Annotated in this window: 16 protein-coding genes; 8 read left to right on the top strand and 8 right to left on the bottom strand. The window is 28.7% G+C overall.

Annotated features, from left to right (window positions below):
* Positions 1 to 21: 21 nt before the first annotated feature.
* Both CAMP5060_RS01695 and pta read right to left on the bottom strand, forming a co-directional pair.
* A complete protein-coding gene (locus tag CAMP5060_RS01695) occupies positions 22 to 1,206 on the bottom strand; it encodes an acetate kinase (RefSeq protein ID WP_337217791.1) in 1,185 nt (394 codons plus the stop codon).
* A gap of 8 nt (positions 1,207 to 1,214) precedes the next feature.
* Positions 1,215 to 2,690 carry a phosphate acetyltransferase gene (pta, locus tag CAMP5060_RS01690; protein WP_337217790.1) on the bottom strand — a complete coding sequence of 492 codons (1,476 nt, stop codon included), beginning with the start codon at positions 2,688 to 2,690 and terminating at the stop codon, positions 1,215 to 1,217.
* Positions 2,691 to 2,775: 85 nt separating this feature from the next.
* Between pta and flgH the strand changes: the two genes are divergently transcribed.
* A complete protein-coding gene (flgH, locus tag CAMP5060_RS01685) occupies positions 2,776 to 3,477 on the top strand; it encodes a flagellar basal body L-ring protein FlgH (protein ID WP_214126283.1) in 702 nt (233 codons plus the stop codon).
* Between the two features lie 11 nt (positions 3,478 to 3,488).
* Here the strand turns inward: flgH and CAMP5060_RS01680 are convergent, their stop codons facing one another.
* The 6 genes from CAMP5060_RS01680 to CAMP5060_RS01655 are packed head-to-tail and all read right to left on the bottom strand — an operon-like array spanning position 3,489 to position 9,307.
* Complete coding sequence (locus CAMP5060_RS01680; protein ID WP_214126284.1) at positions 3,489 to 4,889, bottom strand: Mur ligase family protein; 1,401 nt, start codon at positions 4,887 to 4,889, stop codon at positions 3,489 to 3,491.
* Positions 4,882 to 5,625, bottom strand: a complete 744-nt coding sequence (locus CAMP5060_RS01675; protein WP_087699048.1) for an alpha/beta fold hydrolase — start codon at positions 5,623 to 5,625, stop codon at positions 4,882 to 4,884. The genes CAMP5060_RS01680 and CAMP5060_RS01675 overlap by 8 nt, the downstream gene beginning before the upstream one ends.
* A gap of 2 nt (positions 5,626 to 5,627) precedes the next feature.
* Positions 5,628 to 5,843, bottom strand: a complete 216-nt coding sequence (locus CAMP5060_RS01670) for a type II toxin-antitoxin system Phd/YefM family antitoxin (protein WP_087699049.1) — start codon at positions 5,841 to 5,843, stop codon at positions 5,628 to 5,630.
* Positions 5,844 to 5,845: 2 nt separating this feature from the next.
* On the bottom strand, positions 5,846 to 6,886 hold the full coding sequence (locus CAMP5060_RS01665) for a D-alanine--D-alanine ligase (RefSeq protein ID WP_214100072.1): 1,041 nt from the start codon (positions 6,884 to 6,886) through the stop codon (positions 5,846 to 5,848).
* A 16-nt stretch (positions 6,887 to 6,902) separates the two neighbouring features.
* Complete coding sequence (ruvA, locus tag CAMP5060_RS01660; protein ID WP_214126287.1) at positions 6,903 to 7,454, bottom strand: Holliday junction branch migration protein RuvA; 552 nt, start codon at positions 7,452 to 7,454, stop codon at positions 6,903 to 6,905.
* Entirely contained in the window at positions 7,451 to 9,307 is a 1,857-nt protein-coding gene (locus CAMP5060_RS01655) for a FapA family protein (protein ID WP_263667506.1), read from the bottom strand. The genes ruvA and CAMP5060_RS01655 overlap by 4 nt, the downstream gene beginning before the upstream one ends.
* A 125-nt stretch (positions 9,308 to 9,432) precedes the next feature.
* On the opposite strand from CAMP5060_RS01655, the gene murJ reads away from it, so the two are divergent.
* The 7 genes from murJ to CAMP5060_RS01620 are packed head-to-tail and all read left to right on the top strand — an operon-like array spanning position 9,433 to position 18,049.
* Positions 9,433 to 10,887, top strand: coding sequence for a murein biosynthesis integral membrane protein MurJ (gene murJ, locus CAMP5060_RS01650; protein ID WP_263667507.1), 1,455 nt, complete (start codon positions 9,433 to 9,435; stop codon positions 10,885 to 10,887).
* On the top strand, positions 10,887 to 12,269 hold the full coding sequence (gene cysS, locus CAMP5060_RS01645; RefSeq protein ID WP_087699054.1) for a cysteine--tRNA ligase: 1,383 nt from the start codon (positions 10,887 to 10,889) through the stop codon (positions 12,267 to 12,269). The genes murJ and cysS overlap by 1 nt, the downstream gene beginning before the upstream one ends.
* Complete coding sequence (locus tag CAMP5060_RS01640; RefSeq protein ID WP_337217811.1) at positions 12,262 to 14,025, top strand: ABC transporter ATP-binding protein; 1,764 nt, start codon at positions 12,262 to 12,264, stop codon at positions 14,023 to 14,025. Before cysS ends, CAMP5060_RS01640 begins: the two co-directional genes overlap by 8 nt.
* A 50-nt stretch (positions 14,026 to 14,075) precedes the next feature.
* Entirely contained in the window at positions 14,076 to 15,134 is a 1,059-nt protein-coding gene (locus CAMP5060_RS01635; RefSeq protein WP_087699056.1) for a quinone-dependent dihydroorotate dehydrogenase, read from the top strand.
* The gene (locus CAMP5060_RS01630; protein ID WP_087699057.1) at positions 15,131 to 16,384 is read left to right on the top strand and encodes a M16 family metallopeptidase; all 1,254 of its coding nucleotides are present in this window, start codon (positions 15,131 to 15,133) and stop codon (positions 16,382 to 16,384) included. Before CAMP5060_RS01635 ends, CAMP5060_RS01630 begins: the two co-directional genes overlap by 4 nt.
* Positions 16,374 to 17,270, top strand: a complete 897-nt coding sequence (gene dapA, locus CAMP5060_RS01625) for a 4-hydroxy-tetrahydrodipicolinate synthase (RefSeq protein ID WP_087699058.1) — start codon at positions 16,374 to 16,376, stop codon at positions 17,268 to 17,270. The genes CAMP5060_RS01630 and dapA overlap by 11 nt, the downstream gene beginning before the upstream one ends.
* The gene (locus tag CAMP5060_RS01620) at positions 17,270 to 18,049 is read left to right on the top strand and encodes an enoyl-ACP reductase (RefSeq protein ID WP_039628226.1); all 780 of its coding nucleotides are present in this window, start codon (positions 17,270 to 17,272) and stop codon (positions 18,047 to 18,049) included. The genes dapA and CAMP5060_RS01620 overlap by 1 nt, the downstream gene beginning before the upstream one ends.
* The last annotated feature ends 29 nt before the right edge of the window (positions 18,050 to 18,078 follow it).

Raw genomic sequence — 18,078 nt, 5'->3', positions numbered from 1 at the left:
CCTTGAGTTTAAAACTCAAGGTTATTTATTTTTAATAAGTTCTGTGGTAATTTTAGCTATTTCTAATTCTTCTTCTGTTGGAACAATTAAAATTTTAATTTTAGAGTCTTTTTTACTAATCTCACCATTTCTAAGTTGTGCATTTTTATCTAAATCTATATCAAATCCCAAATGCGCTAGTCTTTGACAAACTTTTGCTCTAACAATATTATCATTTTCACCTATACCAGCTGTAAAAATCAACGCATCGACTCTAGGTAAAATTGCAAAATAAGAGCCAATATATTTACTCAAACGATAACAAAACATATCAAGAGCAAGTCTTGCTTTTTCGTTATTTTCTTCAATTTGCGCTTCAATATCTCTAAAATCATTAAACCCACAAATTCCATAAACACCACTTTTTTTATTCATTATAGTGTCTAAATCAGACGGATTTAAATTTAATTCTTTTGCTAAAAATGGCAGCACAGCAGGATCAATATCACCACATCTAGTTCCCATAATCAAACCTTCTAGCGGAGTAAAACCCATAGAAGTATCTACACATTTTCCATTTTCTATGGCACAAACACTCGCACCATTTCCAAGATGAGCGCTAATTGCATTAAATTCATTAATATCTTTACCAAGTATATGTGCAGCTTGTTTACTTACATAAGAATGTGAAGTACCGTGAAAGCCGTATTTTCTAACTTGGTGTTTTTCATAAAACTCATAAGGCAAAGCATACATATAAGCATAATCAGGCATGCTTTGATGAAAAGCTGTATCAAAAACTGTCACATTAGGAACTTTTGGAGCTGCTTTTATCATAGTTTTAATACCTATTAAATGTGCAGGATTATGTAAAGGTGCTATGTGAGAAACCCTATCAATTTCTTTTAAAATTTCATCATCTACCAAACAATGCTTGGTTAAATTTGGGCCTCCATGAACTATCCTATGTCCACACCCATCAAGCTCATTTAAATCATGTAAAATTCCACTTTGAGCAAATAATTCATTTACTAATTCAATACCTTGCTCATGATCTTTAATCGCTAATTCTTTTTGGTATTTTTGACCACTTTTTAAATCTTTTAGTTCTATTTTAGAGCTTTGCTCGCCTATTTTTTCCACTAAACCAGATGCTAGGGCTTCATCTTTTTCAAAAAGCTTAAATTTAATTGAAGACGAACCTGAATTTAAAACTAATATTTTCATTTTTCTCCTTATTCTTGTGCTTGAATAGCACTTAAAATCACAGTATTAACAATATCTTCCACCAAGCAACCTCTACTTAAATCATTAATTGGCTTTTTAAGACCTTGTAAAATCGGGCCAATCGCTAAAGAATTTGCTGTTCTTTGCACTGCTTTGTAACAAATATTTGCCGCATTTAAATCAGGAAACACATATACATTTGCCTTTCCTGCTACTTTAGAATTTGGCATTTTACTTTTTGCTGTTAGCATATCATATGCTGCATCAAATTGTATAGGGCCTTCTAGCTCAAGTTGAGGATATTTTTCTTTAGCTATTTTAGTAGCTTCTTTAATTGCATCCACACTAGCCCCACTCCCACTATCTCCACTAGAATATGAAAGTAAAGCCACTTTAGGTTCAAGTCCAAAAGCTTTAGCACTATTTGCACTCACATAAGCAATTTCAGCAAGTTGTTCAGGGGTAGGATTTGGCATAACAGCACAATCAGCAAAAACTAAAACCTTATCTTCTAAAGACATAAAAAACATACCAGAAACCAAACTCACATCAGGTTTTGTTTTGATAATTTGCAAGGCAGGACGAATAGTTTCAGCAGTAGTTGTGCTTGCACCACTTACCATAGCATGTGCTTTTTGAGTATGAACAAGCAAGGTCGCAAAATATGTTTTATCTTGCACTAACTTTTTAGCTTCTTCTTTACTCATGCCTTTATTTTTTCTAGCTTCATACAAAAGCTCTTCAAATTCTTCATTATATTGAGAATTTTTAGGATTTATAATACGTACACCATCGATATTGATATTTAAACTATTGGCTTTAGCACAGATTTCATTGCTATCGCCTAGTAAAATCAAATCAACAATCTCATTTTGCATTAAAAACTCACTAGCTTTTAATACTCTTTCATCAAAACTTTCAGGTAAAACTACTATTTTTTTATCTGCTTTTGCTTTTTCAAAAAGCTCATAAGAAAATCTTGCCTGAGTTTTATAGGTGTATTCTTGTAATAAATCTTGAGTAAAATCTTCATTTTCTTTTAATAAAACAAAACCATCAAGCTTTTGACTTAATAAAAAATTTAACATAGTATGATTTTCATCTTGACTTTTTGCATATAATGGAGCATTTAGCTCTTTAGCTAAGGCTATATTTAAACTCAAATCACCCATCAAGCCAAAATCATCTACTCCAACCACTATAACAAAATCATTTTCTTTTTTTATTTTTTCATAATCTTGAATTATTTTTTTAAAAAAATCATTTGAATTTTGAGTAAATTTACTTTGATAATCATTTTTTTCAAAACTAAAACTACTAAAAAAATCTAACTTGAAACTGGTTTTTGAACATATTAAAGCAATTTTTTCTTTCTTCTTTTCACAAAAAACAGGAAAATAAAAAGCTATTTTACCTTGAACTTTTTCTAAAGACTGTGTTAAAAATTTCTCATCAACACAATTTAATAAAAACATGGATTTCATTTTTTCCTCTTTTTTAACAAAATAATTGTTTTTTTGTAATATAATAATTTTAAAATTCATCACAATAATATAAGGTTATAAAGCTATGAAATTTAAAAATGTTAATTTTTACTTGTTACCTTTTGTAATGTTTGGTTGTAGCGCCACAGTCGATCCACATATTAATATGAAACCACCTACCTATGTAGAAGAACTAGCTCCTAAACAGAACAACAATACTCAAAGTAACCCTGGATCGCTGTTTGGTAAAGGAGATAATCCTTTATTTTCTGATAAAAAAGCAATGAATGTAAATGATTTAGTTACCGTAGTCATTAGAGAGAATGCTACGCAAAATTCACAAGGCTCCAAAGCTACAAGTAAAAACAATAATGTTAATTTAGGCGGAGGACAAATAACCACTGGTGCTGGACTTAGCAAAGCTAGAGATTTTATCAACGATTATACAAACATAGGTTATACCACAGCAAGTACTTCACAATATGAAGGTACAGGAAGCCAAACTAGAAGTGAAAATTTCCAAACCACCATTTCTGCTAGAGTAATTAAAGTTTTATCTAATGGAAATTATTTTATAGAGGGAAGTCGTGAGCTTTTAATCAATGGTGAAAAACAAATCATTCAGCTAAGTGGGGTTATAAGACCTTATGATATTTCTCAGGATAATATGATAGATAGTAAATATATAGCTGATGCGAAAATTCTTTATAAAACCGAAGGTGATATTGACAAATCTACACGCAAGCCTTGGGGAACAAAATTTATGGAGACCATTTGGCCTTTTTAAGCTAAATGGTTTTACATAAAACTTGGCGCATCATTAGAAAATAAAATCAAATCTCCATTTTGAGTTAATTTTGATAAAGCTTGTACAAGTTGAGATTTTTCTTTTAATACATAAAAATCTAATGTAATATATTTTTGCAAAATCGTGCTATTAGCCTCTGAAGTAATAATTACAAAATCAAAACATTCATTGATTATCTTACATAATTTTATATTTTCTTCTTCATTAACTTCAACTATACCAGGAGTTACCAAAATTTTTCTTCCTTGATAGTTTTTACAAAGCTCATAGCTTTGACTCATACCCTTAAAATTTCCATTAAAGCCATCATCTATGATAAATTTAGGTTCTTTAGAAATCACTTGCAAACGATGCTCTACTGCTTTTAATTTCGATACGCTTTTTATAATATTTTCTATTTTAATTCCTAAATAATGTGCAAGCAAAATACATACACTAATATTATAAGCATTAAAAGCACCTAATAAATTCGCATGAAAGTCATAAATACTATCATCTAATCTTATTTTAAAATCTAAACCTTCCAAACTTGCCCTAACATCACTTAAACAATCATCATAAAATTCATTTTCATATAAAGTGCTTGAATGTAAAAAGTATTTTTCCAAGCGCTTAGATTTTAAAGCTTGTAACTTAGCACTGCGGATATTATCTTGAGTTTTAAAATACTCCAAATGCGCCAAACCAATCTCACCAACTATGCAAATTTGAGGATTTAAAAACTCTGTAATTTCTAAAATATCATTTTGCTCTCTTGCGCCAGCTTCTACGATATAAATTTCAGTATTTTTTTCCAAATTTTCATTGATATCTTTTACTATACCCATAAAAGTATTAACACTTCTTGGAGTTTTATAGCACTTAAACTCATCTTTTAAAAGTTCGTATAAAAAATTTTTTATACTTGTTTTTCCAAAACTTGCAGTAATTAGAATAATTTTTAAATTTGGATTATCACAAATCTTTTTATTTGCCTTTTTTATAAATGTATTTTGGTTTATTTGTTCTACCAAAAAGCTTAATAAAAATGCGACTACTAAAGCTTCTAAACCAATCCAAAAAAATGGCATAAATACTAAAGTAAAAAGCGACAAAAATAAAAAATAACGCTTAATTCTAGCAGTAAAAACCAGCTTTTTATCTAAATTTTTATATAAGTATCCACCATATAGCAAAGATAAAGCAAAAACTATAAAATATAAATAAAAATTTCCACTATATAAAGAAAACACAAAAGCAAAATAAGGAATTATTAAAAAATATAAATGCCACAAGGGTTTAGCAAAATGTAAAATTATGCGTGAGAATTTATAAGAGTACCATTGTAAGGCTAAAATCAGGTAAAATCCAAGTAAAAAATTCAAACTTAAAAAAGCTATCATACTAATCATTTTTTAAAAATTCCTCATGTATTTTTTCATTTATAAAATCAGCATGTTTTAAAAAGAAAAAATGATCTCCATCTAATGCAAAAAATTTCCCTTTTTGTGCTAGAGAATGAATAATCGCTCCACTTTTTAAAGGCGTAGCCTTATCTTCATTACCCCAAAAAATCAAAATAGGATTTTTAAGTTTTTGAAATTCATTTTCCAAATTTTCATTAACAACCTTTTTAAAGGTTTCATACATCACTTCATTCATACCTTGAGCGTCTTTGCTAATAAAAAATTTCCTCCAAAAATCTCCGTAAGGAAGATTTTTTAAAATTTTAAATAAGGCTATTTTAAATTTCACTTTAAAACTTTTTGGTAAAACTACACCTGCGCTAGAGAGTAAAATCAAACCTTGAAAATTAGTATTTTGACACATAATAGTCGCAACTTTTCCGCCAAAAGAATGCCCCATTAAATAATCTGCTTTTTGTTCTATCGTAGTTAAAAAATCTTCTACAACCTTGGCATAAGCATAAGAATCCATAGGTGCATCTATACTTGAATTTCCAAAACCAGGCAAATCTAAATAAATTTGTTTAAAATCACTCAAAGGTTTTTCAAAAGCTTGTTTCATAAGCTCTTTATTAGCACCCCAACCATGTAAAATAAGAATTGTTTTTTCACATTTTGGATTGATGATTTCATAACTTAAATTATAAAAATACCCATTAGAATATACTCTAGTTTTTGCCATTTCTAGCCTTTTTTATCTTTGTAAATCTTTTCTAAAAGCATCACAGCTTCATTTAAACGCTCATATTCTTCAAAGTTCAAAAGTACAGCTTCAAATTTATTGTTTTTTACAATCACCACCCTACCATTTTCACTCTTTTTTGTTTTTTCAAGCATAGTACTGAAATTTCTTACCACTTCAGTTGCAGTATAAATTTCATCTTTGCTAAAAGTAGCCATGATTATAATTTACCTTTTTGTCCATTAATGCTGTGAATAAAAGCATAATCAATCTTAATTTGCTTTTCTAATTCTATATTTTTAGCTAAATTATTAATCACATTAGTAAAATCTTCAAATAAATAATTTGCTAATGATCCTGGATTTGGATTGATTTCATTTAAATAAACCTCATCATCTATCACAAAAAAATCACAGCGAATCAAAGCTCCTTTAAACAAAGGATTATAAATTCTTATAAAATTATCCCTTAGTTTTTGTTTTAGCTCTTCACTAATATTTGCTTCACTGACTTTGGAACTTTCTGAAAAACCTAAATATTTTTGTTCAAAATCTAAAATTTCATTTTTTTTAGGCTCTTCAATGATAGAAAATTCCATTTTTTCACCTATCATACAACCTGCTAAGTTATACTCTTTAATATTGCTTACAAATTGTTCAACCATAACATCCTCATCAAATTCAAAAGCAACATCTTTAGCATACTTAAGCTCACTTTCATCTTTAACTATACTTATACCTATACTACTACCCAATCTTGCAGGCTTTAAAATACAAGGAAAGTCCAAAGAAATATTTTGCTCTTTATGTAAATTTAAAACTTTATAATCAAGTGTTTTTACTCCTACGCTTTGTGCATAAAGTTTAGTTAAAACCTTATTAAAAGATAAAACACTAGCTTCTATGCGTGGTCCTATGTATTTTATACCATAAAAATCAAGCAAAGCAGCTATTTTGCCATCTTCACCATCTTTTCCATGTACAATATTTATCGCTATATCAATATCAAGTTTTTTCTCACCTAACATAGTTTTTATAAAAAATCCACCCTGCTTTAACACCAAGGTTTTTTCTTTTTTATAAGCACCACTACTAAAAGTTTTTGCATTCATTTTTTCTTCATCTATAAGAAAAAATTCCTTATTTTTATCACAAAATATAAATTTTTTTTGCACTTTGAGTACTTTTTTTAATACCACAGCACTCACAATGCTAATTTCATGCTCATAAGAATTTGCACCAAAAATTACACCATATATCATTATATTTTTCCTTTTATTATGCTAATTTTTTCAAAGCCTCTTTAATAAGCTCACTAGTATTTTTACTCTCACAAGTTCTTAAAACTTTTAAAATATTTTCTTGTTTAAAGCCAAGTGAAAGTAAGGCTGCTAAAGCTTGTGCTTGGTCTTGATTAGAATTTTCTATATTGATTTTTGCATCACTTAACTCAGCTATAATTCTTTTTGCACTCTTTGGGCCAATACCAGGAACCTTTTTAAATACATTCTCATCGCCATTTTGTAAAGCTGCATAAAAAGTATTAGTATCTAAGCTTGAGCAAAGAGCCATAGCAGTAGTTGCTCCTATACCACTAATTTTAATTAATAATTCAAACATTCTTTGCTCGTTAATATCTAAAAATCCATATAATTTATGAGAGTCTTCTTTAATAATTTGAGTGATTAAAAACTCAACCTTTTGACCTTTTTCAAAATTACTTGAGCAAAAAAGTGATACATAAACACCATAACTTACTCCACTTGAAGTCTTTAAAATTACAAAAGTAGGCTCTTTTTTACTCACTATTCCTTCAATCGCCACTATCATTTAGCTTCTTCCTTGTAATTGCTAATAGAGCGAATTTCATAAACGCTCGTTCCATTTTCAGTATCTATTTTTTCAAGTTCAAAACATTGGATTTTTTCCTCACTATGAGGATGATAACTTAGCACTTTTCTAGGATTTAACAAATTAAATTTAATTTCATTTAGATCTGTCCATTTTCCGCTTTTATTAATAATTTTAGATTGTAAAAGTTCATCTTGAATTTTTTTAAGTTTTTCTATATTTGCTTTTTCTTCTTCTTTTGAAGTTTCTATTTTGTTAGCTAAAACACTTAAACTTTCGATTTTTTGATTAAAATCTTTAATAGTAGCTTTATAAGCTTGCGGTATAGCTCTTTTTGCGCTCATTAGTTCTTTTACTTTTTGCTGTAAAATTCTTACAGAATCTTTACTAACATGAATAATATGCTTAGTATCTTCAATTTCTTTAGCTAAGGCTTCTTGCTCTTTTTTTAACTCTTCAATATGTAAAAGTATTTCTTCTCCACTTTTTTCTTTATCAAAAGCTTTAAGATCTTGAATTACAAGTTTATTGCCACTTCCTTGAATTTTTTCAATATTAATTAGACTTTTAGCACTACAAAAACAATTTCCTCCAAGCTCCTGTATATAAATTTCATCTGCAATAATCTCCCCACCTATAGCCTTTTTAATATTTACCTTTTTAGCTTTAATAATTCCATTTTCCAAGGTTTCAGCTTCTAGTTCTTGAGCCTCACAATATCCTCTTAAAATATTAACTTCAACCTTTTGTCCTATAATGGTGCTTTTATGATGCATATTACCCTTAAGAACCACTTTTTTACCTCTTAAAACAGAATCTTGAGCTATATTACCAGTAACTTCTAGTTCCTGAGCTTCTACGGTAATTCTAGGACCTACGGCATCCTCTAATGAGTTAGTGTTTTTGATCACAACAATTACTCGCTTATCAAAACCAGCCCAAATAGAACCCGTACTTTTAAAATCAACTTTACTAAATTCTAAATAATTTTCTATCTCATAAATAGATTTTCTTTGGATAATAAAACCATCTTTTTTGGCAATATATTTTATACTTTCATCATCTTCTTTTGTTTCAAAATTATCTGAACAAATAACTTTTTCTTTGTTTGTTTTTGGCGGAAGAGTTTTTAAAATTTTAAACCTTAAATCTTTACCATCACTACCTTCTTTTGGCTTAATCTTCTCAATAGCCACCTCATCTTTTCCTATAGGTGCAACATAATTTCTATTCATCACGTCATTGTGTTTTTTTAGATTTTCTAGATAGTGATATTTAATTTCTTCATTTGTAGGCTCTTGTGGATCAACTCCCTTACACACTTCAAATTCAACTTCAAAATCAAATTTTTGTTTTTCCTTAACTTTGGTATTAAAATCAATAATTTGTTTTTTAAAATCAAAATTCCTAAATCCAAGCAAATACTTCTCTTTTATCATCGCTTTATAAATGGCCTCTAAAAGCTCTAGTGCTAATTTATCATGAAAGGCAATAACTTCACTAGCTCTAACATTAGCTTTTAATAAAGTACATATTTCGTTGGTATGCAAACTAATCTCAAAAGCTGGTGAGCGTACAAATTTTTTAAAATAAATTTCTATTTTATACTCTTGTTCTATATTTAAATCATGATTTAAAAATTTTTCATCTTCTTCAAAAATTTTCAATTCTTTTTCATTAACTTTTATCCATTTTTGATTATCATAAGTATAAGAAGTGCTAAAACTTAACAATCTAAAATCAAGCTCTTCAACTTCGCATTTATTTTCAGAAGCAAACATCAAAAGCTCTTTATAAGGGTCTTTAGTATATAAAATTTTCTTCTCTTCCATAGCTTAAGCTTCCTTATTGTATATAAAATTTTGATTTTAGCAAAAATAAAATCAAAATTTAGTTAAAATTATTGCTATAAAAAAATTTTATAATACTCAAACTAATGTTTAAAGAATGAAAATTAATGAGAAAAAATATTGTTTTTAAAAATTTCATCATCAATGCCTTAGGAATTTTATTTTCTAGGATTATGGGCGTTTTAAGAGATATTGTTTTAGCTTTATATTTAGGAGCTGGAATTTATAGTGATATTTTCTTTGTAGCTTTAAAAATGCCTGCTTTTTTTAGAAGAATTTTTGCAGAAGGGGCCTTTGGACAAGCTTTTTTACCAAGTTTTTTAAAAGCAAGTAAAAAAGGTGCTTTTTGCATAAATATCTTATTGCAATTTAGCATTATTGTTTTTTTAACCTGTGTTTTAGTAAGTTTTTTTGCTGAATTTTTTACAAAAATTTTCGCCTTTGGCTTTAATAAAGAAACGATTATCCTAGCCGCGCCTTTAGTTTCTATTAATTTTTGGTATTTGTTTTTTATTTTTTTAGTAACTTTTTTAGGCTCTTTGTTAAATTACAAACAAAATTTTTTCATCACTTCTTTTTCTGCTTCATTTTTTAATCTTTTTGTTGTCATTGCAGGTTTTTTTGTCAATCAAGATGAGCCTTTAGAGGCTTTGTATTATTTTTCATATGCGACTGTTTTAAGCGGTCTAGCTCAACTTATATGGCATATTTTTGCTTTAAAAAACACTAGAATTTTAAAAAGTATGTATTTAAGCATAAAACTTAAAAAAATAAAAACTAATTTAGATAAGTTCCACTCTACTTTTACTCATGGACTTTTAGGCTCTTCAGCAAACCAAATTAGTTCATTATTAGATACTACTATAGCTAGTTTTTTAATGGCCGGAAGTATTTCATATTTGTATTATTCTAATAGGGTTTTTCAGCTTCCTTTAGCTCTTTTTGCAATCGCTCTAAGTCAAGTAAGCTTCCCAAAAATACTAAGACATTTAAAAGCAAATGAAGAACAAAAAGCCTTAGCTTTTATGCAAAAAGCTTTTGAGTATTTAAGCGTACTTTTGATTTTAGCTAGTATAGTAGGGATTATTTTAGCTAAAGAAATTGTGGAGTTTTTATTTCAAAGAGGAAATTTTAATCAAGAAGATACAAAAATCACTGCATTTTTATTACAAGCTTATCTTTTAGGACTTTTACCTTTTGGTTTGCAAAAACTTTTTTCTTTATGGCTTTATGCTAAATTTAAACAAAAAATAGCCGCTATAATAGCCTTTAAAACACTTTTTATATCAGCATTTTTTAGCATAGTGATTATTTTACTTATCAAAGAAGAAGCTTATAAAAGCTTAGGTATTGCACTCGCCTCATCTATTAGTGCTTTTTATTTATTGTATGCTAATATTAAAGAATTTGGTTTTAAAAATCTTTGGGGTATTTTTAGGGTTAAATTTTGGCTTATAAGTATAGTATTTTTAAGTTTATTTGCTTTAGGCTTATTTGAGATTAAAGATATTTTAATACAATTTTTAATTGAAATTTATCATTTTTTTAAAGGCTTATTTTAATGATTTTTTTTGATAGTGTTTTAAAGAAAAAATGCGAATTTATCCCACATGAGGCAAAAAAAGCAAATATTTATTTATGCGGACCTACTGTATATGATGATGCACATTTAGGACATGCAAGAAGTAGTGTATGTTTTGATTTTTTAAGAAGAGTTTTACTAGCAAGTGATTATGAAGTAATTTTTGCTAGAAATTACACTGATATTGATGATAAAATCTTAAAAAAAATGCAAGAAAGTGGTAAAAGCTTAGAAGAAATTACAAATTTTTATATTAAAAGATATGAAGAGGATATGAAAACACTTAATATCTTAGAGCCTAACTTTAAGCCAAAAGCTACAGCTTATATTGAGCAAATGATTACTTATATAGAAAAGCTTTTAGAATTAAACCTAGCTTATAAACTTGAAGATGGAATTTATTTTGATACCAGCAAGGATGATAAATACTTTTATATTTCTAAAAGAAACTTAGAAGATAATCAATCGCGCTTAGAAGAAAGTGTGGCTAAAAAAAATGATAGCGATTTTGTCTTGTGGAAATTTGATGAAAAATTTTATCCTGCAAGCTTTGGCAAAGGGAGACCAGGTTGGCACACAGAATGCGTTGTGATGATAGAGAGTCTTTTTAAAGATAAACTTGATATTCATGCAGGGGGCATAGATTTACTTTTTCCTCATCATGAAAATGAAGCTTGTCAGTGTCGTTGTAAAAACAATCATGAGTTGGCTAATTTTTGGCTGCATAATGGCTTTGTGCAAATTAATGGCGAAAAAATGAGCAAAAGCTTAGGAAATAGTTTTTTTCTAAAAGATTCTTTAAAACTTTTTAGTGGAGAGGTTTTGAGATTTTATCTTTTAAGCGTACATTATAGAGCACATTTTAACTATGCTTTAGAAGACTTACAAGCTACTAAAAAAAGACTTGATAAATTTTACCGCTTAAAAAAACGCTTAAATTTAAATGCTTTTATAGATGAAAAAACTACCATAGAAAGTGAAGTAGCTAAAAATATCTTAGAAGTTTTAAATGATGATTTAAATACCTCTAAAGCCTTGGCTTTACTTGATGAGTTTATCAATGAAAGTAATATTTATTTAGATAAAAACTCAAAAGACAAAGCTTATAAAATACAAGTAGAAAAAACTTTAAAAGAACTTGCTTTTATTTTTGGTATAGGTTTTATAGATACTATAAAATATTTTCAATTTGGCATTAGTGAAGAAAAATGTCAAGAAATAGAAGAAAAAATCACTCTACGCAACAAGGCAAAGCAAGAAAAAAACTATGCCCTAGCAGATCAAATCCGTGATGATTTAGCTAAAGAGAATATTCTTTTAATGGATACACCAAATGGTGTGGTATGGGAGAAAAATGGATAAAAATTACAAAGAAATGAAGCTTAAAGAGGTATTTACTCGCTTTAAGCCTTATTATAAAGATTATTGGTTTTATTTTGTTTTAGCTATTATTGGCATGCTTTTAACTAGTGGTGGCACAGCTGCTAGTGCATACATCATAGAGCCTATTTTAAATAAAATTTTTATAGAAAAAAATGTTGATTTGCTTTATTATATGCCTTTACTTGTTGTTTTAATTTATGCTTTAAAAAATCTTGGTGCTTATATGCAAGTTTATTATATATCTTATGTTGGGACAGATATTTTAAGAAGATTAAGAGAATTAGTTCTTGGCAATCTTTTACGCTTAGATATGAGCTTTTTTCATAAATACAGAAGCGGAGAATTAATCAGCCGGTGTACTTCTGATATTGGAGCTTTACAAAATATAGTTTCTACTATCATACCTGAAATTTTAAGAGAAAGTTTAACCGCGATTGGACTTTTAAGTGTTGTTATTTATCAAAGTCCAAAACTTGCTTTTTTTGCTTTAGTTATTTTACCTTTAGCAATTTACCCTCTTGCTATTTTTGCTAAAAAAATCAAAAAAATAGGACGCAATACTCAAGAAAAAAGTTCTGATCTTACTTCAAGATTAAGTGAAATCTTTTCTAATATAGAGCTTATTAAAGCATCTAATGCAGGTAAAAATGAAATGCAAAAATTCAGCCAAACTAATAGCGAAGTTTGTAAACTTTCCTTAAAAGGCATTAGAATTGAGGCTTTAAGTAGCCCTTTAATGGAATCTATGGGTTCAATTGGTTTTGCTGTGGTGATTATAGTGGGTGGTAAAGAAGTAATCGATGGAAGTTTAAGTATAGGTTCTTTTTTTAGCTTTACTACAGCTTTATTTATGGCTTACACTCCTATTAAAAGACTTTCTTCACTTTATACAAGATTACAAAATGCAGTAGCAGCTAGCGAGAGAACTTTTTATTTAACTGATTTAGAACCACAGATTAAAGGTGGTAAAGAAAAACTTACAGAAAATATCCAAAATATTCATTTTAAAAATGTCTCTTTAAGCTATCAAAAAGATAAAAAGGTATTAAAAGATGTAAATTTTTCTTTTAATAAAGGAGAAATTCTAGCCTTAGTTGGATCAAGCGGTGGAGGAAAATCTTCTATTATCAATCTTTTAATGTATTTTTTTGAAAAAGATAGTGGTGAAATTTTAATCAATCAAAAAGACATTAGTTCTTTTGATATTGTTAGTTTAAGAGAAAATATTTCTTTAGTAACTCAAAATATTTATATATTTAATGACACTATAGCTCAAAATATTGCTTATGCTAAAGAATACGATGAAGCGCGTGTAATAGAGGTTTTAAAACAAGCTAATGCTTATGATTTTGTTCAAGAGCTTGGTGGTATACATACTGAATTAAAAGAGCATGGAAAAAATCTCTCAGGTGGGCAAAAACAACGCATTGCTATAGCAAGAGCTTTATACAAAAATCCTCAAATTTTAATTTTTGATGAAGCAACTTCAGCACTTGATAATGAAAGTGAAAAAGCCATAGTAAAAACTATAGAAAACTTAAAAAAAGATCGCTTAATACTTATCATCGCTCATAGACTTAGCACCATAGAAAACGCTGATAAAATCGCTGTGCTTGATAAAGGAAAAATAGCTTCTGTAGGAAATGATGCTTATTTGATGCAACATTGTGAAATTTATCAAAAATTAAAACAAAAAGCACAAAAAACTGATAAAGTCAAAGAAAATGAAAACTAAGAATTATCATTTTTTTAGTACAATATGCTATTTTGTAAAAAAGGAAAAATATGACTTATGAAAGCTTAAAACCTTTAATATATAAATTAGATCCAGAAAATGCTCATGCTTTAGCTGAATTTAGCATGCGAACGCTAGATTGTATATTTCCTGGAGGGCTTAGTTTTTTTGCAAAAGATTGTGTAATAAATGATGAAATTTTAAATCAAGAAATTTTTAATTTAAATTTTTATAATCCTGTGGGCTTAGCAGGTGGCTTTGATAAAAATGCAACTATGATAAGACCGCTAAGTGCTTTAGGTTTTGGCTTTTTAGAATATGGAACTTTCACCCCAAAACCTCAAAGTGGCAACGAAAAACCTAGACTTTTTAGACTTGTTGAACAAGAAAGTATTCAAAATGCTATGGGTTTTAATAATAAAGGTAAAGATGCTATCGCAAAAGAAGTAAAAAAAGTCTATCCTTTTAGCATACCTTTAGTGGCAAATATAGGCAAAAATAAAATCACTCCAAATGAAGAAGCTATTAATGATTATATTATTTTATTAAAAGAATTTAAAGATTTGTGTGATTTATTTGTGATTAATATATCCTCTCCAAATACCAAAAATTTAAGAGATTTACAAAGTGAAGAATTTGTAAGCATCTTATTTAATCAAGCAAAAGAAATTACAAATAAACCTGTGATTTTAAAAATTGCTCCAGATATGAATATAGATAGTGCAATTTCACTTTGCAAAAGTGCAATTAAAGCAAAAGCTGATGGTATTATCATGGCAAATACTAGTATAGATTATTCTTTGATTGATAATACAAGAACCTTTGGCGGAATTAGTGGTAGATTAATCACCCAAAAAAGTGCGACATTTTTTAAAGAAGTAGCTAAAGAAATTTATAAAGATACTATTTTAATAGCAAGTGGTGGTATAGATAGTGCCGAACTTGCTTATGAGCGCATTAAAAATGGAGCTAGTTTAGTTCAAATTTATACAGCTATGATTTTTAAAGGACCAAGCATTGTTAAAAATATCAATCAAGGACTAATTGAGCTTTTAAAACAAGATGGTTTTAATCATATTAGTCAAGCTATAGGAGTTAATTTTAAATGATTAATTATAAAAAAATCACCCTTGAAAATGAACTTGAAATTTATACTTTACCTGTAAATAAAAAAAGTGGGGTTATAAGTATAGATATTTTTTATAAAGTTGGTTCAAGAAATGAAAAAATGGGAAAAAGTGGCATAGCTCATATGCTTGAACATTTAAATTTTAAAAGTACGAAAAATTTAAAAGCGGGTGAATTTGATGAAATAGTTAAAGGTTTTGGTGGAGTAGATAATGCGAGCACTGGCTTTGACTATACGCATTATTTTATAAAATGCTCTAGTGAAAATTTAGATAAATCCTTATGGCTTTTTGCTGAATTAATGCGTAATTTAAATTTAAAGGATGATGAGTTTCAACCCGAAAGAAATGTAGTTTTAGAAGAAAGACGTTGGAGAACTGATAATAATCCTTTAGGATATTTATATTTTAGATTATACAATCATGCCTTTTTACATCATCCATATCATTGGACTCCAATAGGCTTTTTTAAAGATATACAAAATTGGAAAATAGAAGATATACAAGATTTTCATCAAACTTTTTATCAACCCAAAAATGCTATTTTGCTTGTGAGTGGCGATATTAATGAAGATGAAGTTTTTACTTTAGCTAAAAAACATTTTCAAGATATAAAAAACACCAAAGAAATCCCTATAGTTCATGAAAAAGAACCTGAACAAGATGGTGCTAAACGCGTGATCTTGCACAAAGAAAGCGATACGCAACTACTAGCACTTGCATACAAAATTCCTGCATTTAATCATGAAGATATGCCAAAACTTTGCGCATTGAGTGAGCTTTTAGGAAATGGAAAAAGTTCTTTAATAAGTGAAATTTTAATTGATAAATTAGAACTTATCAATGAATTTTACGCTTATGCAAGTGAAAATATAGATGAGAATTTATTTATATTTATTTGTGTTTGCAACGAAGGTATAGAAGCAGAAGATGTTGAAAAAGAGCTTTTGAAAATTCTTGAAGATGTAAAAAATGCTAAATTTGATGATGCTATCATGGAAAAAATCAAAAATACTGTAAAAAGTGATTTTATTTTTTCATTAAGCAATGCAAGTAGCGTTGCAAATATTTATGGATCTTATCTTGCAAAAGGTGATTTAAAACCTTTGCTTGATTATGAAAAAAATATAGAAAATCTAAGCAAAGATGATTTAATTCATTGTGCTAGAAAATATTTCAATGAAAACAAATCCACTACAATAATCTTAAAAAGGGGTGAAAATGGACAATAACATCATCATAGGAGCAATGACAGCTTTAATAACTCCATTTAAAAATGGAAAATTAGACGAACAAACTTATCACAAACTCATCAAAAGACAAATAGCAAATGGAATTGATGCAATAGTGCCTGTTGGAACAACCGGAGAAAGTGCCACCTTAACCCATGAAGAACATAGAATTTGTATAGAAATAGCTTTAGATGCTTGCAAGGGAAGTTCTTGTAAGGTTTTAGCAGGAGCGGGGAGCAATGCTACACATGAAGCTGTAAGTTTGGCTAAATTTGCACAAGAACATGGGGCCGATGGAATTTTAAGCGTTACTCCATATTATAACAAACCCACACAAGAAGGTTTGTATTTACATTATAAAGAAATAGCAAAAAGTATAGATATACCTGTGCTTTTATACAACGTGCCAGGAAGAACAGGTTGTGAACTTCAAACAGAAACTATTATAAGATTATTTAGAGATTGTGAAAATATTTATGGAGTAAAAGAAGCTAGTGGGAGTATTGATAAATGCGTTGATTTGCTAGCACATGAGCCTAGAATAATGCTTTTAAGCGGGGAAGATGCAATTAATTATCCTATACTTTCAAATGGCGGTAAAGGTGTGATTTCAGTTACTTCAAATTTACTTCCTGATATGATTTCAAAATTAACTCATCTAGCTTTAGAAGAAAAATATATTGAAGCTAAAAAAATTAATGATGAGTTGTATAATATCAATAAAATTTTATTTTGCGAAAGCAATCCTATACCTATTAAAGCAGCAATGTATATAGCAGGTTTAACTCCTACTTTAGAATATCGTTTGCCACTTTGTAAACCTAGTGATTGCAATTTAGCAAAAATAGAAGCGATTATGAAAAACTATAATATCAAAGGATTTTAATGGATACTTTTTTTCAAAACAAAACTTTAGTAATTAGCGGTGGAACAAGAGGGATTGGTAAAGCTATTGTATATGAGTTTGCAAAAGCAGGAGCTAATGTAGCTTTTACTTATAATTCTAACGCAGATTTAGCTCAAGAAATTGTAAAAGATTTAGAAAATAACTATAAAATCAAAGCTAAAGCTTATGAGTTTAACATACTTGAACCAGAAACCTATAAAGACTTATTTGAAAAAATCGATCAAGATTTTGACAGAATAGATTTTTTCATCTCTAATGCTATTATCTCAGGTCGTGCCGTTGTAGGTGGATATACTAAATTTATGAAATTAAAACCTCGTGGAATAAATAATATTTTCACAGCAACTGTAAATGCTTTTGTAGTTGGAGCACAAGAAGCAGCAAAAAGAATGGAAAAAGTTGGTGGGGGTAGTATATTATCTATTTCTTCAACAGGAAATTTAGTGCATATTGAAAACTATGCAGGACACGGTACAGCAAAAGCAGCAGTTGAGGCTATGGCAAGATATGCTGCAACTGAACTTGGTTCTAAAAACATTCGCGTAAATGTAGTAAGTGGTGGGCCAATTGACACTGATGCGCTTAAAGCATTTACAAATTATGAAGAAGTTAAAAATGCAACTATTAATCTTAGCCCACTAAACCGTATTGGACAGCCTCAAGATTTAGCAGGAGCATGTTTATTTTTATGTTCTGATAAAGCAAATTGGATCACAGGACACACCTTAATCGTAGATGGTGGTACAACTTTTAAATAATTCATTACCCCATTTTGGGGTATTTTCTT

Origin of the sequence: Campylobacter sp. 1569 (assembly GCF_024723675.1) — a bacterium.
Lineage (GTDB): Bacteria > Campylobacterota > Campylobacteria > Campylobacterales > Campylobacteraceae > Campylobacter_D > Campylobacter_D jejuni_C.
This window is presented reverse-complemented; position numbering and strand designations above follow the sequence as displayed.

What these genes read in the sequence shown, in the direction of transcription:
- CAMP5060_RS01695 (WP_337217791.1), bottom strand. Translation starts at nt 1,206, where the DNA reads ATGAAAATATTAGTTTTAAATTCAGGTTCGTCTTCAATTAAATTTAAG.
- pta (WP_337217790.1), bottom strand. Translation starts at nt 2,690, where the DNA reads ATGAAATCCATGTTTTTATTAAATTGTGTTGATGAGAAATTTTTAACA.
- flgH (WP_214126283.1), top strand. Translation starts at nt 2,776, where the DNA reads ATGAAATTTAAAAATGTTAATTTTTACTTGTTACCTTTTGTAATGTTT.
- CAMP5060_RS01680 (WP_214126284.1), bottom strand. Translation starts at nt 4,889, where the DNA reads ATGATTAGTATGATAGCTTTTTTAAGTTTGAATTTTTTACTTGGATTT.
- CAMP5060_RS01675 (WP_087699048.1), bottom strand. Translation starts at nt 5,625, where the DNA reads ATGGCAAAAACTAGAGTATATTCTAATGGGTATTTTTATAATTTAAGT.
- CAMP5060_RS01670 (WP_087699049.1), bottom strand. Translation starts at nt 5,843, where the DNA reads ATGGCTACTTTTAGCAAAGATGAAATTTATACTGCAACTGAAGTGGTA.
- CAMP5060_RS01665 (WP_214100072.1), bottom strand. Translation starts at nt 6,886, where the DNA reads ATGATATATGGTGTAATTTTTGGTGCAAATTCTTATGAGCATGAAATT.
- ruvA (WP_214126287.1), bottom strand. Translation starts at nt 7,454, where the DNA reads ATGATAGTGGCGATTGAAGGAATAGTGAGTAAAAAAGAGCCTACTTTT.
- CAMP5060_RS01655 (WP_263667506.1), bottom strand. Translation starts at nt 9,307, where the DNA reads ATGGAAGAGAAGAAAATTTTATATACTAAAGACCCTTATAAAGAGCTT.
- murJ (WP_263667507.1), top strand. Translation starts at nt 9,433, where the DNA reads ATGAGAAAAAATATTGTTTTTAAAAATTTCATCATCAATGCCTTAGGA.
- cysS (WP_087699054.1), top strand. Translation starts at nt 10,887, where the DNA reads ATGATTTTTTTTGATAGTGTTTTAAAGAAAAAATGCGAATTTATCCCA.
- CAMP5060_RS01640 (WP_337217811.1), top strand. Translation starts at nt 12,262, where the DNA reads ATGGATAAAAATTACAAAGAAATGAAGCTTAAAGAGGTATTTACTCGC.
- CAMP5060_RS01635 (WP_087699056.1), top strand. Translation starts at nt 14,076, where the DNA reads ATGACTTATGAAAGCTTAAAACCTTTAATATATAAATTAGATCCAGAA.
- CAMP5060_RS01630 (WP_087699057.1), top strand. Translation starts at nt 15,131, where the DNA reads ATGATTAATTATAAAAAAATCACCCTTGAAAATGAACTTGAAATTTAT.
- dapA (WP_087699058.1), top strand. Translation starts at nt 16,374, where the DNA reads ATGGACAATAACATCATCATAGGAGCAATGACAGCTTTAATAACTCCA.
- CAMP5060_RS01620 (WP_039628226.1), top strand. Translation starts at nt 17,270, where the DNA reads ATGGATACTTTTTTTCAAAACAAAACTTTAGTAATTAGCGGTGGAACA.